15 protein-coding genes are annotated in these 16,411 nt (G+C 43.8%); 2 read left to right on the top strand and 13 right to left on the bottom strand.

Translation table 11 applies throughout. The features are described 5' to 3' along the window. Positions 1-87: 87 nt before the first annotated feature. From ACZ5B7_RS28190 to ACZ5B7_RS28235, 10 genes are all read right to left on the bottom strand, one after another. Entirely contained in the window at positions 88-525 is a 438-nt protein-coding gene (locus ACZ5B7_RS28190; RefSeq protein WP_464491870.1) for a hypothetical protein, read from the bottom strand. A gap of 29 nt (positions 526-554) precedes the next feature. Further along, positions 555-998, bottom strand: coding sequence for a hypothetical protein (locus tag ACZ5B7_RS28195; RefSeq protein WP_464491871.1), 444 nt, complete (start codon positions 996-998; stop codon positions 555-557). 149 nt (positions 999-1,147) lie between these two features. Next, complete coding sequence (locus ACZ5B7_RS28200; protein ID WP_464491872.1) at positions 1,148-1,735, bottom strand: hypothetical protein; 588 nt, start codon at positions 1,733-1,735, stop codon at positions 1,148-1,150. Then, positions 1,732-1,881 (bottom strand): hypothetical protein, encoded by a 150-nt coding sequence (locus ACZ5B7_RS28205; protein ID WP_464491873.1) that lies wholly within the window; start codon positions 1,879-1,881, stop codon positions 1,732-1,734. Before ACZ5B7_RS28205 ends, ACZ5B7_RS28200 begins: the two co-directional genes overlap by 4 nt. A gap of 621 nt (positions 1,882-2,502) precedes the next feature. Further along, positions 2,503-2,997 (bottom strand): carbonic anhydrase, encoded by a 495-nt coding sequence (locus tag ACZ5B7_RS28210; RefSeq protein WP_464491874.1) that lies wholly within the window; start codon positions 2,995-2,997, stop codon positions 2,503-2,505. Between the two features lie 44 nt (positions 2,998-3,041). Continuing rightward, a complete protein-coding gene (locus ACZ5B7_RS28215) occupies positions 3,042-3,407 on the bottom strand; it encodes a Na-translocating system protein MpsC family protein (protein WP_213143841.1) in 366 nt (121 codons plus the stop codon). A gap of 85 nt (positions 3,408-3,492) precedes the next feature. Then, positions 3,493-6,114, bottom strand: coding sequence for a DUF2309 domain-containing protein (locus tag ACZ5B7_RS28220; RefSeq protein ID WP_464491875.1), 2,622 nt, complete (start codon positions 6,112-6,114; stop codon positions 3,493-3,495). Continuing rightward, a complete protein-coding gene (locus ACZ5B7_RS28225) occupies positions 6,111-7,643 on the bottom strand; it encodes an NADH dehydrogenase subunit 5 (RefSeq protein WP_464491876.1) in 1,533 nt (510 codons plus the stop codon). The genes ACZ5B7_RS28220 and ACZ5B7_RS28225 overlap by 4 nt, the downstream gene beginning before the upstream one ends. A 520-nt stretch (positions 7,644-8,163) precedes the next feature. Then, positions 8,164-8,397: a DUF3953 domain-containing protein gene (locus ACZ5B7_RS28230; RefSeq protein WP_464491877.1), complete on the bottom strand. Its 234-nt coding sequence runs from the start codon at positions 8,395-8,397 to the stop codon at positions 8,164-8,166. Positions 8,398-8,527: 130 nt separating this feature from the next. Next, on the bottom strand, positions 8,528-9,430 hold the full coding sequence (locus tag ACZ5B7_RS28235) for a LysR family transcriptional regulator (RefSeq protein WP_464491878.1): 903 nt from the start codon (positions 9,428-9,430) through the stop codon (positions 8,528-8,530). 135 nt (positions 9,431-9,565) lie between these two features. Here ACZ5B7_RS28235 and ACZ5B7_RS28240 point away from each other — a divergent pair, with 135 nt between their 5' ends. Both ACZ5B7_RS28240 and ACZ5B7_RS28245 read left to right on the top strand, forming a co-directional pair. Continuing rightward, positions 9,566-10,627, top strand: coding sequence for a YeiH family protein (locus ACZ5B7_RS28240; RefSeq protein ID WP_464491879.1), 1,062 nt, complete (start codon positions 9,566-9,568; stop codon positions 10,625-10,627). A 231-nt stretch (positions 10,628-10,858) separates the two neighbouring features. Then, entirely contained in the window at positions 10,859-11,311 is a 453-nt protein-coding gene (locus ACZ5B7_RS28245) for an N-acetyltransferase (RefSeq protein ID WP_464491880.1), read from the top strand. Positions 11,312-11,383: 72 nt separating this feature from the next. Here the strand turns inward: ACZ5B7_RS28245 and ACZ5B7_RS28250 are convergent, their stop codons facing one another. The 3 genes from ACZ5B7_RS28250 to ACZ5B7_RS28260 all read right to left on the bottom strand — a co-directional run bounded on the left by ACZ5B7_RS28250 (position 11,384) and on the right by ACZ5B7_RS28260 (position 16,383). After that, the gene (locus ACZ5B7_RS28250; RefSeq protein ID WP_464491881.1) at positions 11,384-13,369 is read right to left on the bottom strand and encodes a S9 family peptidase; all 1,986 of its coding nucleotides are present in this window, start codon (positions 13,367-13,369) and stop codon (positions 11,384-11,386) included. Positions 13,370-13,598: 229 nt separating this feature from the next. Continuing rightward, the gene (locus ACZ5B7_RS28255; RefSeq protein ID WP_464491882.1) at positions 13,599-14,666 is read right to left on the bottom strand and encodes a M42 family metallopeptidase; all 1,068 of its coding nucleotides are present in this window, start codon (positions 14,664-14,666) and stop codon (positions 13,599-13,601) included. An 85-nt stretch (positions 14,667-14,751) separates the two neighbouring features. Further along, on the bottom strand, positions 14,752-16,383 hold the full coding sequence (locus tag ACZ5B7_RS28260) for an ABC transporter substrate-binding protein (protein ID WP_464491883.1): 1,632 nt from the start codon (positions 16,381-16,383) through the stop codon (positions 14,752-14,754). Positions 16,384-16,411: the final 28 nt, after the last annotated feature.

The following is a 16,411-nucleotide window of genomic DNA, read 5'->3' on the forward strand; positions in this document are numbered from 1 at the left end:
TGGGATAGCTGGCTTTTCTTCCTAAAAATTAGCACCAATTAACTCTAACAGCCCCCTAAAATGAGGCAAAAGAACCGTCCCCATGCCTCATATCCAATATTGATTCGAGTCGAACGTTCCTTTTATATGTTGGCCGTTTGTGGTAAGTTTTTTTCGGATTTCCATGTTTCGTTGGTGGTCCCACCGCCAGGGTCTTCTTAGTTCGGCGATGATATAGAGATTGTAAGTTAGTGAGTTTTGGACAAAGTGGATGAGGTCCTGGGGGGTGTAGTTGTCATGGAGATTTTCGATTAGTAGAATTTCCTCTTCAATCATATCGATGCCGCTTAAAAGCCATTGTCGCGCTTTGTCTTTATGCATTTCAAGCGAATCCGAATCGGCCGAATTGATAAAATATAAAACATCTCTCAAGTGAGAAAGTTGTTTTTTATGGATGGTAATCAAATACACATAGAGATTCTTATATCTTCTATTATTTAAACTCGAAAAAGTAAACCCGGCCGTTTGGTGGCTTTCCATTACCATTTTTTCAAAATTCTCGAAGTCTTGGTCAGTTAAAAAAATTTTTCAGAAATAGGAATCCCCACAAGATGAACAAGACGGTTGAGATACCATTCCGCATAAAAACTATAACCACTATAAATCTCAAATTGCTTCCGCAGCCCTTCTCTCCGTCTTTTTTCCTCATTCACATTCGTCGTCACGAAGACGATAAATATCGAGGTAAAGAAAAACGTCCGCAAATCCCATATCGCATCGTACCAGGTTTGATATTTTTCCATCATAAGACCAATTGGGATGATGACAAGACTAAAGACCACGGCACATGCGAAGACAATAATCAGGTTCCTTGACCTCAGCAGCACCCTTTTTAAGCCCCACAAAATTCGCCTGCTCAACAGCCAAAATAATTTCCCCCAAATATAAAGGCCATCCCGCAGATTAATTTTATACGTTGACTTCTTATAGTGGACCCATATATTCATTTTCCGTTCCAAATGGACAAATCCCTTCTATACGGATTTTTGTACCACTTATATATGTATGAAGGAAATGGCGGGAATATGACTTGATGCATGGGGACGGTTCTTGTGCATCATCTTTCTGTAGTCAAATAAAAGTGAGGCATGAGAACCGTCCCCATGCCTCACTTTGCCATACGCTGTGAAAGTCTTCCTAGTATGGTGATTCCAATGATGTATGGGGCTGTCCAAGAATGAATGATGCTAACTAGGTTTAAGCCCCAGATTCCCCATTGGTATAGCGTGTAAAGTGAATGAACGACATACCATGCTAGCAATACTGTTGAAGCCGCTAGGCACAGTTTTGGTAATCTGTGCAGAAGGAGTTTCTGCTTTTCTACAAATCTTCCTTTTGTGGATTTTCTTTCCTTAATCCAATCCATCCCATTCTCTATGACCCATACAATCGACCAACTTAATAACGGTCCTTTAATGATGTATCCGTACGCCACCTGTGTAGCTGGGTCGGTTAATATATTGCTGCCAAGTGCCAAATTTAATAATACAGCTAGACCGAGCGCCACAAAGAACAGAATGCCCATTCCTGTAAGAATCACTGACACATATTTGATCGGCCAGAGGTCCTTAGAGAGGAGCGTGTATATAACAAACAGTGTATATAGTAAGCCGAATATCCATTCTGCATGAAATAGTGCGGCCCCCAATGCTGTCATAACTACCCATATTGCGATTGTGGTTTCGGGGTCGCTCACCTTGCCTCTTCGGGACCGCTTTCTGCGATATCCTTTAGGGATAAAACTTTTAAGGCGGGGGATCCTAGTCCTAGTTTTCCTCTTGAACCCCTTAGTACCGCTGCCGGTATATACGCCGCCGTCATATCCATCGTACCATTCGTCATCCATGTTGAATTCCTCCATTGATGTATTGTTCCTGTTGTTTTAGCTGGGAAAAGGGATAGTGTTGATGTTAGAAGAATCCATAAATACAATTATACTAGAATAAAATTTTTCAACCAAATTTGGGGGTGCGAATGGAGTAAAACACCAACCGTTATCCCCCAGCCACTTTAATAGGGAAAAATAGCAGTTTGGAAAGTAAACTGGGGAATTCAGAAAGTAAAAAGGGATAATAGGTGAGTATTTGATTAAAAAGTGAAAGTAAAATCATCAAATTGGAAAGTAAACTGACCATTTCGGAAAGTATATCCAAATAAATGGAAGTACTTTTAAAAGTTTACCCTTGACCGCATGGTTTTGTCTCCGGTTTTGACCGAAGGCTGCACTGGTTCGGACATTTCTAACCTTTTCAAGCGGTTTTGTCCGAAGGTTGCGCAGGTTCGGACGTTTCTAACCCTTTTTCAAGCAATTTTGTCCGAAGGTCCCACAGGTAAGTAGCCACCGTAGAGAGTTTCTCAGTAATCTCGAACCGTCCCCATGCATCACACCCAAAATGATGCATGAGAACCGTCCCCATGCATCAATAGAGTCTCCAAATGATGCACGAGAACCGTCCCCATGCATCACCGAGCAGCCACTTTTGATAGATTTTCACTTTCAATCAATAATTCTGTTACTTTTACGTTTGCAGGCATTAATGGATGGTTTCGAATGACATCGGCATTATTTTGAATACTGTTGGATGGGGCTCCGTTCCCCCCCTCGAGCCATTCTCTGATGCTGCCTTTTGGGTGTTCTGGCATGGAGTTTTTAAACAGGTAATCCAGTGTTTGTATTTTGTCTTGTAATTCTTTATTGTTATATATTTTCTTAAGTGTTTCTCTAGCATTCTTCCGATTAGCTGTTGGAACGCTAACGAAGATTTCTTCAACATTTTCCCGATAGACAGCAAGGATGATGTCCCGCATGAGATCACTGAAGGGTGCAATGGATGGTCCATAAGATTGCAAGACTAAGATATTATTCGGCTCAAGACTGCTCATCTTTTCTATGATACTTTCCGGACTTTGCTCCATTCCCATCACAAACAGCACTTTCTTCTTTTCGTTCATATTCATTACGTTCACCCCGTTTTTGAATTGAATTCAGCCAAAATCCTTTGTTACGATGGTTCTTTCTCCAAATTCCCTGATAGTTTAAAAACCATGACCCGTTCGCCGGTTTGGGTGCTGATGTCGGTATGGAAACTGATGAGTTCCTGACCTGTTATCGAGAAAATAATTTGCTTTAGCTCCTCTTGACCTGATTCCACCAAGCCATTTCGGGTCGTCTTTATAGATAACAATCCCTCTTTATCTCTGCATAAGGCATATTCAGCAGGGGTTAGGATGCCATTCAATACAACAATCACCATATCCCGTAAAATGTCAGTCTTAACAGAAAGGGAACCCCGTCCAAGATAGCTTTTCTCCCATTGCGTTAATGCTTTACTAATTTCAGCTTCAATAGCGCCTTTTGATTTCTCCATATCGACTTTTATCCCTTCTCTACCATAAATGGCTATATTACTTTATAACCAAAGCTGTCTAAAAATATTTTACACCGAAGCAGCGTTAAGACCAGCTTTTCCAGTTCCCTTCCGGATCAATCGACGCAAGCCGCAGCCAGCCGTTTTGGACTTTTTGAAAAAATACCCGGTCTTGATTCAACAATCGTTCCACATATTCCTTTGGTGCCTGGATTACCACCAGCAGCCTTAACGGCGCATGATAGACTGTGTCGTCCGATTGCATCACGGACTGCCATGGGAGTCCGGATAATAAATCGCTGGCATTCCCCTGCATCACGCCGATTCCGGACGTCACGGTCTGGGTCGCTTTATTTCCACTTCCATAATAATGAGGCGCAACGGCCGATGCGTAATATTGCAGGTTAATCATTTGACAAACCGTTCCCGGTCCAGCAATGATACCGCTCAGCAGCGAACCATTTTTATCCTTTTTCCAGTTATAATTATGAAGAAACACTCTTCCCTCGAGATTGCACGCCTCGGTCAGGCTTCGTTCTCCAATCACAAACGCAGCATTACCGGCCAGCCCCCATTCCGGACGGATTTCACTCCAGTCCTCCGCCAACCGCTCCGCTTCCGCTTTCGGATTTTTCAAGTGGTCTTTGAGACCTGGCAATTCTCGGATTCGCTCGGCGTTAGCCTCCTCACTCACCTTTGGCAGGACCGCTTCGATGCGGGTATATGCATCTTCAGCCTTGCCCGAAAGGTGAGGAAGATAAACCCACTGCAACTCGTCAAGTGTGGTAATATGCTCGGCTGCTGCAAAAACGGTGTCTTCCGGAATCAAAATCCCCCTTGCTTTGAGGGCCTGCCGTACATTCGGAAGGTTGCACAACGCTGCCAGCACCCGCGCATTAAAGGCGCTTGATGTTCCACCGCATGCCCCGCAATCGAGCGAAGCAGCATAAGGATTATTGGTGCTGTGGCTTCCGTGTCCGCAAATCACCACAAATGGTGCGAAATGATCAGTAAGCCCGATTGTTTTTAAGGCTTGCTCCACATATTGTACTTTCTCTTCTTCTGAAAAACCAACCGGAATCTCCGATTCAGCAGGGTCCTCCATACGGTCAAGCGTCAGCTTCACATCCGGTTTTCTGAACCAGGTGTCAAGCAGTTTCTTGAACGTGCGTCCAGCCCTTCTTGGTAAAAAAGTCCGGGTCAGCGTCTGCATACTAAGCCACGGTCCGCTTACCTCCGGCAGTAACATGCTTGCAAGCATGTTGTGCTTCATGGTTTTAAAGGTACCTTGCAGTGAATTAACTGCCTGCAGCCGCTCGTGAAACGGTTGGTATTGCGATTCAGGCAAGTATTCTTTTACCTTAAATTGCGGTCTATTCAATACCGGCAAGGATGGATGGCTATGATGGCTATCCAGTTTGCAGGTTTCAATCGGCAAGCCGAAAAATCCAGCTGCCCCAAAGGTTTCAAAGCCTTCTGTCCGTTCGAGTTGGCGGCGGAAAGGCTCTGACCTTACATCGATGCAAAAAACAAATTGCGCCAATGAAGGCGATTTAGGCTCAGCCGCCGCCTGCTGTTTCGCGATGATTTTTTCCTTCAATTGCTGTTCATATGTTTGTTCCCAAGCTTCCATCCAAAGTCTGCTGCGGACAATGTGATCAAATTGCCAAGCAAGGTTCAAACGGGCTTTTTGCTCCGCGGCAGACAGTTGCGACCATGCTTTGATCGGGAAGTTCCCCCAATGAAGCCATGCAGCAATTAGAGATTCCAGGAGCACGTCCGCTTCCGTTCCTTGGGTGGGCAAAGGAAGATATGGCTTTATCAAGATTAGCTCCATTGAAATTCTTACTGCCAAATAGTCAGCAAGCAAGGAGCTTTCGTTACTACGTTGCTGCGAGCGCCAAAGCATCATTCCCGCCCAGCCTGGCAGGGCCAGCAAATGAGCTTCCAAGTATTCTTGCGACTCTGAAGGGTGGATTCCTAATTGGGACAAGGCCTCATTTAGAGCATTGCCCGCTTCTTTCGGCAAATTTTTGATCTGTCTGCGTTCCTCTAGCGATAAGGCCGGGTCTAAGGCAGCCATTCTCAGCCATGCCTGGTAGAAGCCTTCCTCGCGATTGGGCATTGACCAGACAGCCTGGGACTCATCCAAAAATAATTTACACCACTTAATCAAATGGCGGTTGAGATCCATTAACACCGAATCGCCGCCAATCTGTTCAAAACGCTGATTAAGAGTTTTTACCGATTGTCTTGTCTTTAGTTGATACTTAAAGCCACTAAGTTTCTTTGCCAATCGTTTTACTTCTGGTTGGACCGTTAAATCGGAAGACGGCAGATCCTTTGTTAGTGCCGACTGGCAAAACTCCTCTGCTGCTGTAAGCGGGAGTCCAAAAGAGTGCTGCTTAAGCCATTGCTGCAGCCCTTTTTCTAAAAAATTCATATCAATTTCGCCTTGGTCCCGTGCTGATTTTAATACAGAATCATGGGGAAATAGCTCGATATCAGAAACATCTTTAAACCGGCGTGCTGTCTGTTCAAAGGATAGCTGTTCCAATCCGGCCCAGGGGCTGCGTGCCGCAAACTTGCTGATCGGGCCGAGCGGTGCGATGACTTCGCTAGCTGATTTTACTAAATCATGAATATCAAGACTGAGATTTTCTTGTTCCTTTTCCCAACTTAATGTTCTGGCTAATGTCGGTGTCATCTGAATGACCTCCTATAAGACAAGTATTTTGGATGACTTTCTACTAAATCTTTGTGAGGCTCACCCAAATGGACAAGCCACAGATAAATAACCGTAAATGCCGTTGAGGAACGATGGCGCGCGAGCCATAATCCAAAAGCACTGCCGCCCAGCAAGATAATCAGGGCCAAGATGACCGTTGGTGTGGGTGGGTGCATACCAGACAGAACCGTTTCATGTAACAGACTGTCCAAGAGCGTATGGATGAATTTGAACATGATGACCGCTCCGGCAAGGAACGCAAGCCCTGCAACTCGGCCAATCCGGCCTGACCCAAAGGCAACGAGTCCGGTCCAAGCAAACATCACGGACCAGCCTAAGATGAGGGTGCTGATGATGTGATAACCCTCTCCACCGGAATTCAGCCAATAGCCAATCGAAAAAATAAGACCTAAAACTACTCCGGTGATCGTCCACAAAACGGGAAACGGACGGCCTTTGAAGGAATGAGTTTCCCGGTGCTGGATGGCGGAACCTGCCTGTAGAAAAAGGCTCGCTTTGAATAATCCATGTAATACAGCATGAATAATCGCTGCCAAATAGGCGCCTAATGCACACTGAACAAGCATGAATCCCATTTGGGCTATGGTCGAGCCGACCAACTGCCGTTTATAGTCTACATGGACTAGCATGATTCCGGTCCCAAGCAGGACGGAAATGCCGGACAGAACAAGCAGAACTATCTGGGCTGTATCACCGCCGTTAAAGAGCGGTGCAAAACGGGTAAACATCAGACCGCCGGCATTGACGATGCCGGCATGCATGACAGCCGAAACCGGCGTCGGCGCCACGACTGAGTCCAGCAGCCAGCGCTGGAAAGGAAACTGCGCTGATGGAATGATCATCGCTACAATCAATAGGAGGCTGATGCAGGTCCTCTCCCACGATGCAAGTTGAGCAAGATTATTTTTTTCAAGAATAGCCGATAATTGCCATTGTCCTGTCGTTTGTGTAATCCAGATAACAGCCACGAGCAGAATCAACCAGCTAAGTAAAAATATCCGGCCGGAGGAGGCAGCTGCTTTTCTGGCCACCTGCCACTCCTTATTTAATCTGATCAGCAGGGTCAAGCCCAAAAGGGTCAATCCCCAGCAGACCAACAGAATACGAAGATCATTGCTGAGCCAGACAAGGGTATCAGCAAATGTCGTGAGTGTCAGCAGCGTAAAATATTTTCGGTAAGCACGATCACCGAATAAGTACCGAAGTGAGTAGCGCTGCACAATGACACCAATGGTCAGGACAAAAAGGGCAAGGAGCAAGGAGAGCGAATCGAACCGCCAAGGCCCATACAGCACATTTCCATCGTGTTTGCTAGAAAACAGCCCCCACATGGCGACGATTGGCGGCAACGAAATGATGCCTATATGATATCGAACAAAATGTACAGGGACCTTTTCCCATAGCAGGAAAATGGCGCTTACCAAGGAAACTGCTAGAATGATAAAAAATGCAGTTGGTAATGAAATTAGCTCCAGATAATTGGACATCCTCGCTCTCTCCCTCTTAGATTTTGATAATATGAATCTCTTTTTTTAAAACAAAAAAACCGGCAAACTCTAAGCTTAATGGTCATACTCCAACCATTAAACTTTGAAGATTGCCGGTTTACCTTTAACTTCCCAATCGGGCTTTTAAATAGTCTACCTTAATCATATGTAATTCATTAAAAGCTTGAATTCCTTTTCAATACGATTCCTTTTTCATAAAAGCCAATAGATCATTATTAACCATATGCTAAAGTTCTATATTGAAAGAAATCACCTAAACACTATAATCACGTACTAAATATTACTATTTGTTAAAGATTCTGTCAAGTGAAGCATGGGGACGGTTCTCTTGCCTCACTTTGCGGGGGAGGCACAGGGACTGATCTCCGCTGTAGGAGACCGAATACTTTTCCAGTCGTATTTTAAAACTGTTCAAAAAGGGAATGTATTTTATCAAAAGCAAGACTTTCTGAAAAAAGATTAGCAAAACCAAATTTCGATTATTGGAGACAATCCCCTTTTAGCTTAATAAAAACCCTTGAATGGATACATATAATGAAAATAAAAAAACAACAATAAATAACCAACCTTTTGCTTTTTGCTCTTTCTGAAATTCTTCCAACCCCATCACTAACATGGTTAGACCTAAGAGTAACATCATTATATGACTTAACTCAAAATTATTTGTGATTAGTCCATAAACAGCAAAAAACAAAGTTACACCAGATAAAACATAACGTAGAATTTTCAACAAAAAACCACTCCCCCTTTCTTCCTTTAGAACAAACCCATTCCATAGACAGTTGAAATATATAAGATGCTTTACATTTGTATAATATCGTAAAAAGTCGAAAATGAGGCAGAAGAACCGTCCCCATGCTTCACTAAAATCTGCTCTTTTTCGGGTCACCGAGGTATGTTTTTAGTGTTTCGATGAATGTTTGCAGGGCTTTTGTTTGGTAGGTGGCGTGCGTTAGGATGGAGAAGTTGCGTTTAAACGGGAGTCCCTTTACTCGAAGGGTGCCGATGTAGCCGTTTGTGAGTTCCTTCTTAATCGCCCAGCTTGATAACAAACTGATGCCAAGTCCTGCTTCAACCGATTCCTTGATGAGTTGGGTGCTGCCAAATTCCATGACTTTTTTCGGGGTGAACTTGTACCTTCGAAATAGATTTTCTGCAGCCTCTCTTGTCCCAGAGCCCTCTTCCCTGAGAATCCACGTTTCTTCCTCCAAGTCAGCCAGACTTAACTCCCCCTTTTCGCCTAAAAGAGGATGACGAGGTGAAGCAACAATGACCATTCGGTCTTTAGAAACCACTTTCGAATTAAGAACATTTTCCTCATAAAACCCTTCAATGATGCCAATGTCCAATTGATGTTTTTTTACCAGCTCAATGATTTCCTTTGTATTTTGAATCCGAATCGACGGGTGAATATCAGGGTATCGCTCCTTCATTTTAGCAATAATATGCGGCAGGATATACTCGCCAAACGTATAACTCGCCCCAATCGCAATCGGGCCGCTCGCCTTATTGGTTAGGTCATCGACTAAGGACTGCATTTTAGTATAAAGGGCGATGATTTCTTTCGCATGGTGATAAACGATCTCACCCGCCTGATTGAGGCGGACAAACTTATTACTTCTTTCCAAGAGCCTTGTGCCAATCGATTGTTCTAACGTTCTAATATACTGGCTCACCGCCGGCTGGGTCATATGCAGCTCCTCCGCTGCTTTTGAAAAATTCTCCTTCTCCACCACTTTAATAAACACTTCTAAATGCTGATCCATCCTCTGCCCCCTTTTTCAAAAATAACCCATGTATATAAATTTACTTATCATCCCTATTATATATCATTATTTTTCTTATACACCAATCGCGAGTATGCTTAAGTTACAAAATCAAATTAATTTGAGGTGATTGGAATGGGAAGTCAAAGTGCAAGAATTTTACCTCATGACGAACAGAACGAACAACCTCTTAAAAAGCCGGAAACAAAAACTTCTGCTTATTTATGGCTGGGGGGAATTGCTTTTACCATTGTCATTGCAGCGTTGGGGTTTGCGTTAGCGAAAGTGCCCGGGTTTGATCGTGTCGGACCGCTTGCTTGTGCGATCGTGATTGCGGTAATCTACCGGCAATTTTTCGGTTATCCGGAAGTGTTACGCGCGGGGATTCAATTTTCTGCCAAACGCTTTTTACGTTTTGCGATTATTTTATACGGGCTCAAGTTAAACATAGATGTGGTGATTCATCAAGGGCTGGGGCTGATTGCCCGTGATATCGGTGTCATTGCTTTTGCGATATTGTTAACCGTATGGCTCGGAAAATTGCTGAAAGCAGAGTCCTCCCTCGTGCTTCTGCTTGGTGTGGGTACCGGTGTATGCGGGGCTGCCGCGATTGCCGCGGTTTCGCCCATTCTCAAGGCAAAGGACGAAGATACAGCCATCGGGGTAGGAATTATTGCCTTGGTGGGGACGATTTTTTCAATAACCTATACGATCTTAAGACCAATTCTCCCGTTATCAGTCATTGATTATGGCATCTGGAGCGGCATCAGCCTTCACGAAATTGCCCATGTTGCCTTAGCCGGGGCACCTGCAGGTCCAGATGGCCTGGCCATTGCCCTGCTCGCCAAACTAGGCCGGGTACTTCTGCTCGTTCCATTGTGCTTTATTCTTATGTATTGGATGAAACGACGCAGTTCCGGAAATGCAGGAGATACCAAAATTGAGTTCCCATGGTTTCTCATCGGCTTTATCTTGATGAGTTTGTTCGGAAGCTATATCCTTGGCAAATCCATCCCTGTTTCAAAGGCAGCTATGGATGGGGTTTCAACAGCAACCACCTTTATTTTGACATCCGCTATGGTTGGTCTCGGTTTAAATGTCAGCCTCCGTGACCTCCGGACCAAAGCAGCTCGGCCGCTGATCGCCATGCTGATTACATCCATTCTACTTTCCGTAGTTTCGTATTTTATTGCGTGAAAGTGAGGCATGGGGACGGTTCTTTTGCCTCATTTTTCCAACAATCAAATAAGACTGAGGCACAAGAACCGTCCCTTTGCATCATTAAAAGTCCCGAAGAAAAAAATTATCTAAAATGGGGAAAATCAACGGAATATATTGTTGTATAAAAATACCCAATGTTGTATATTTATTAATATCTAACTAAAGTTAGATATTTTTAATTTGATATATTCTCCTGGGGGATTTTCTATGATCATTCGAAAAGCGATAATGAGCGATACAGAAAGTATCTATAAATTAATATCAGAGTATGCCAAAGAGGGTAAGCTGTTGGCGAGAACTTATCCTTCTATCTATGAAAATCTGCAAAGTTTCGTTGTTGCCGTTTTAAATAACGAAGTGGTGGGGATTTGCAGCTTGACTATTCTTGACCGGAATTTAGCTGAGGTAAGGTCATTAGCCGTTAGCCCTGCTCATGTTGGAAAAGGAATAGGAAAAGCACTGGTAAAACAAATTATGAAAGAAACAGCAAACTTGGAAATTACTAAACTAATATCATTAACCTATCAAATTGAATTTTTTTCAAAGTTAGGTTTTAATGTGGTAGATAAAAATGAATTACCTCAAAAGATGTGGAAAGATTGCATAAACTGCCCAAAACTGCATTCTTGTGATGAAACAGCGATGTTATTGAACGTTTGATGATGCATAGGGACGGTTCTTCTGCCTCACAAAGTGAGGCAAGAGAACCGTCCCCATGCCTCATATGGCAGACTAGATATGTTCTTCAAACCATTCCACAATATAGTTCAGTCGATCTCTGCGAAGGTTTGGTTTACCGCTTCTAGATAGTTCATGATTCGCTTCCGGGAAACGGACAAATTTGGTTTCCCTGCCGAGTCTCTTCAAGCCTATGAATAATTGCTCTGCCTGCTCGATTGGACACCGGTAATCCCTTTCACTATGAAGAATTAACAATGGCGTTTCGATATTTTTAATATAGGCAAGCGGCGAATGCTTCCATAGAGTCTCGAAATCATTCAAATCGGCTCCAATTTCCCACTCCAAAAAATAATAGCCGATATCGCTGACACCATACATACTAATCCAGTTGGAAATCGAACGCTGCGTGACCGCCGCTTTAAACCGATTGGAATGGCTCACAATCCAGTTCGTCATAAAGCCGCCATAGCTTCCGCCTGTTACTCCAAGACGGGTTTCATCTATGAAATCATACTGATTTAAAACATAATCTACCGCCAGCATGAGATCTTGATAGTCCCCGCCGCCGTAACCGCCGCGGACTGCATTGACGAATTCCTGGCTATATCCATGGCTGCCCCGTGGATTCACGTACAAGACCGCATAGCCTTTTCCAGCTAAAATTTGAAACTCATTCATATACGTATTTCCGTACATCACATGAGGACCGCCGTGAATTTCAAGGATTAACGGGTACTTTTTCCCCTCCTCAAAGCCAACCGGTTTTATCAGCCATCCCTGAACATCCCAGCCTTTGGCTCCCTTATATTCAATGACTTCCGGTTTAGATAGAAGTAACTTATTTAAAGCCGGCCCATTGACATTGGTCAATTTTTCAAGCGTCTCGTCACCGTTCAATGATAACAAGTAAATGTCACCAATCTGATCAGGCTTACTGATGGCGGCCAGGGCTTTTTGTGAATCGGAATGGATGGAAAGTCCGTAAACATGCTGCTCTCCCACATACACAGGACGAATCTCCCCGCTAAGATTCCCAAAATAAATATTGACACTGCCATGGTCTGTTCCAACAAAATAAAAGCCTTTGCTATCACTGGTCCATAAAATGCCAGGAGACACCGCTCCTTGATGGAAATCGCCGACCATATAATCCCCTGGAAGCCCAGCCCACTCTGGTGATAAGCATGAGAGCGTCTTTCCTGCCGTTTCATATAGCCAAATCTTTGAATAGGTCGCATCTTCGAACTCACGGTTATGGCCAAACATCGCCAGATACCGGCCGTCAGGAGACCAGCATGCACTGCCGAATTCTCCCTTTCCATCCGTTATAAGAGTGAATGCTTTGCTTTCAATATCCAACAGATAAACATCCTGGTTGAACGCCAAATCGTCCTGTTCCGTTGCATTAGCACCTACGGCAAGATGATTCCCATCCGGGGACCAGCCATAAAGGGTCACATCATATTGACCGGTAGTGAGTTGAGTCAATTCTCCCGTTTTTACATCAACGACAGCAGTTTGTTTATACTGTCCTTTCCAAAAACCTTCCGCATCGGATTTGTATTTCATTTTCGCTACTTCAAGCGGTCTAAGCTTTTCTTGTTTCTTCTCTTCTACCTTTTCAAAAATCGATTGATTAGGAGATAAAGCTGTCGTGAAAGCCAATTTTGTTCCATCCGGGGACCATACTGGACAGCTGGCTCCATTAGGTACATCCGTTACCTGTCTCGCTTCCCCGCCCTTCACGCTTAACACATAAAGCTGGTTTTTACCGCTCCGATTGGAAACAAACGCGACCTCTGTTCCATCTGGTGACCATCTTGGTGTATGATTTTTCCCCTTTCCATACGTCCATTGGCAAGGCCCTTCATTACGTTCTACTGTTTGAAAAAACAATTGAGATTGATACTCTTCCGCCTCTTGGTCAATGGTAGTTTGTACATACACAAACGATTGCCCATCAGGGGAAAACTGCGGATTCACAACTGACTTTAATCGATACAAATCTTCTGCAACTACACCTCTTTTAACTGCCACTACGATTGCCTCCTTTAGCTTTATTTTGGTCTGACCCTTGCTTTAACGCTTTAATATATGGGGCCTAGGCCCCAAAAATGAAAAGCACAACTAGTTGAAACCGCCAGTTGTGCCTTTTTGTGCAATACTCCTGATTATCCTTCTATGAGAACCTTCCCCAAGGAACCAAAATCACCCTATTAAAGAGGAGAGTTGTACGTTTACGAGCAGCCCTAAATGGCAGACAGTCCTATGTGTCCAAGAACGTCTTTCCTTTTAATTGATTTAGGGTTACGACAAAGTCATAAAGCAGTTTGTAGGAGTTTTCCATATCCTCCAGGTCTACCACTTCGATTGGTGAATGGGTGTAACGGGAAGGGATGGAAATAACCCCGGTTGTGACGCCCTTGTCAGTCATGTGGATCGCGCCGGCATCCGTCCCGATGCCCATATATACTTCCAGTTGATATGGAATATTCCCTTCAATTGCCATCTTCTCCAAATGCTTTGTGACGAGTGGATGAGCAATCAATGATTTATCAACGATTTTGATGCACGGGCCATCACCCAGCGCTCTTGTTCCTGTCATGATGACATCATAAGTATCACTAGTTGGAGTGGTATCAAGGGCCAACGCAAAATCGGGCTGTACAGCTGCGGAAACAACAGAAGCTCCCCTTAAACCTACTTCCTCCTGAACAGTGAAGGCACCGTAAATATCGCCATGTTTAGCGCCTGTCTCATTTAAGTTTTGAAGCAGACGGATGAGCAGTGCACAGCCTGCACGGTCATCCAAGGCCTTGCCGACTACGCGGTTGCTGCCAATTTTTTTAAGCTCTACACCATAGGAACCAGGCTGGCCTACCCGAATGCCCATCTCCAATGCATCTTCAGCTGAACGGGCGCCGACATCAATATACATATCCCGATGATTGGTAATCCGATTTGGATCGTCCCATTTCACGTAGTGCATGGCTAGGGTTCCGATGACACCATCTACTCTTCCCTTATCAGAACGTATAAACACTGGCAAGCAATGCAAAACCCGGTCATCGAGGCCGCCCAATTTTTCAAAACGGATCAGTCCGTTTGGCTCAATTTTTTTAACAATAAAACCGACCTCATCTGTGTGGGCTGCAATCGCGAGAGAAGGGTAACTTGAATCGTTTCCATTCTTTTTAACGATTAAATTCCCGACTGGGTCAACAAAGTACTCATCGACATAATCTTTTACTTCATTTAAAATAAACCGCTGGACATCCTGTTCAAATCCGCTGGGACCGACAATATCGGATAACCCCTTTAATAACTCAAACATCGTAATCCCTCCTATGTAAAAGTTGTAAAAAAGTCCCCCTTTAAAGGGGGACCCATTTGCAAAAACCGACCCAACATAAACGGTGTTATTTGTTTAGGTATACTTTTGCAAATGTATCATTTTCCATTGGATGTGCCTCATAACCTTCAACAACGCTTGATAGTGCAATCGGCGGTGTTGTATGGGCGATCGTTACCCACGGCGCATCTTGGTGGAAAATTTCCTGTGCTTTTTTGTACAGCTTCTCGCGTTCTTTCTGATCAAATGTTACACGGGCTTGCTGCAGCAAACTAGTAAACTCGTCATTCACATAGAACGCACGGTTACTTGCAGGTTTTTTGGTATTGGTCGCGCTCAGGTTAGGGAATAGGAAGTTGTCCGGATCGGCCATAACCCCTGTCCATCCGTATAGTCCCATTGGATGTTCTCCGTTACCTGTTTTCTGCAGATAAGTTGCCCACTCATATGTCTTAATTTCTGCGTTAATACCAATCGCTTTTAAGTTCTCTTGAATGGCTTCAGCCACTTTTAAAGGCTGCGGCATATATGGTCTTGGATTATTCATGGTCCATATTTCCGTCTTAAATCCATCAGGATATCCTGCTTCTGCCAAAAGTTTCTTGGCTTCTTTTACATTATATTCATAGTCCTTCACGTCATTGTTATAGCCCCAAAGTGCTGGCGGAATTGGGTTTTTCGCTACTTCAGCATAGCCATTATAAAACGCATCTACAATTGATTTTTTATCGATTGCCATACTAACAGCCTGACGAACTTTCACATTATCAAATGGAGCCATTTGCGTATTTAGAACCAAGGAACCGATATTAAAGCTTGGACGCTTGACGATCTTTAACGCAGAATTTCCTTTGATTGTGTCAGCATCATCTGGATTGAGTCCGTCAATCATATCCACTTCGCCGCTTTGAAGTGCTGTCAGGCGGGAAGAGTTATCAGGAATCACACGGAAAATTAATTCATCAAGATATGGCTGGCCTTTTACATAATAGTCTTTATTTGCCTTTAACACGATTTTGTCATTGCGTGTCCAGCTATCAAATACGAATGGACCTGTACCAACTGGATGTTCATAGAATTTGTCCCCGTATTTCTTAATGGCATCCGGACTGGCTATACCAAACATCGGAATGGCCAAGTAGCTGATAAATGGAGCTGTTTTCTCTACTAGCTTAAATTCCACTGTCGAATCGTCAACTGCTTTGACATATTCAATTTTGTGTTTTGGGTCTCCTTTAAATCCGCCATAAAGGAATGGATAATAAGGGAATTCTCCTTTATGGTAAGGATTTGCTGGATCCATCCAGCGATCAAAGTTGAACACAACTGCCTCCGCATTAAAATCGGTGCCATCCTGGAACTTGATGCCTTTTTTAAGTGTAATTGTCCAGGTTAAGCCATCATCAGATACTTTATAGGAATCTGCTAATTTTGGCTGTAATTTTAAATCATTATCATATTCAAATAGTGTTTCAAAAATATTGTGGGTAACCCGGATGGATTCCCCATCTGTTATACTGATTGGATCCAGCGAAATGGAGTCGGCTCCCCGTGCATAAACGAGGCTGCCTCCTTTTTTAGGACCGCTATTGCTACTTTTTTCACCTGAAGATTCTTTACTTCCCCCGCCGCCGCAAGCAGACAGCAGCATGGAAAGCACCAGCAAAATGCTGGCAATGATTGAAAATTTGCCTTTCATAGGTGTTCCCCCTGTAATTTTTTTATAA

It is taken from the genome of Neobacillus sp. S1115 (genome assembly GCF_055385565.1).

Excerpts from the sequence above, each read along its gene's own strand:
- ACZ5B7_RS28235 (WP_464491878.1), bottom strand. The coding sequence starts at position 9,430 with ATGGATCAGCATTTAGAAGTGTTTATTAAAGTGGTGGAGAAGGAGAAT.
- ACZ5B7_RS28240 (WP_464491879.1), top strand. The coding sequence starts at position 9,566 with ATGGGAAGTCAAAGTGCAAGAATTTTACCTCATGACGAACAGAACGAA.
- ACZ5B7_RS28205 (WP_464491873.1), bottom strand. The coding sequence starts at position 1,881 with ATGACGAATGGTACGATGGATATGACGGCGGCGTATATACCGGCAGCG.
- ACZ5B7_RS28245 (WP_464491880.1), top strand. The coding sequence starts at position 10,859 with ATGATCATTCGAAAAGCGATAATGAGCGATACAGAAAGTATCTATAAA.
- ACZ5B7_RS28190 (WP_464491870.1), bottom strand. The coding sequence starts at position 525 with ATGGTAATGGAAAGCCACCAAACGGCCGGGTTTACTTTTTCGAGTTTA.
- ACZ5B7_RS28255 (WP_464491882.1), bottom strand. The coding sequence starts at position 14,666 with ATGTTTGAGTTATTAAAGGGGTTATCCGATATTGTCGGTCCCAGCGGA.
- ACZ5B7_RS28260 (WP_464491883.1), bottom strand. The coding sequence starts at position 16,383 with ATGAAAGGCAAATTTTCAATCATTGCCAGCATTTTGCTGGTGCTTTCC.
- ACZ5B7_RS28225 (WP_464491876.1), bottom strand. The coding sequence starts at position 7,643 with ATGTCCAATTATCTGGAGCTAATTTCATTACCAACTGCATTTTTTATC.
- ACZ5B7_RS28220 (WP_464491875.1), bottom strand. The coding sequence starts at position 6,114 with ATGACACCGACATTAGCCAGAACATTAAGTTGGGAAAAGGAACAAGAA.
- ACZ5B7_RS28210 (WP_464491874.1), bottom strand. The coding sequence starts at position 2,997 with ATGAATATGAACGAAAAGAAGAAAGTGCTGTTTGTGATGGGAATGGAG.
- ACZ5B7_RS28215 (WP_213143841.1), bottom strand. The coding sequence starts at position 3,407 with ATGGAGAAATCAAAAGGCGCTATTGAAGCTGAAATTAGTAAAGCATTA.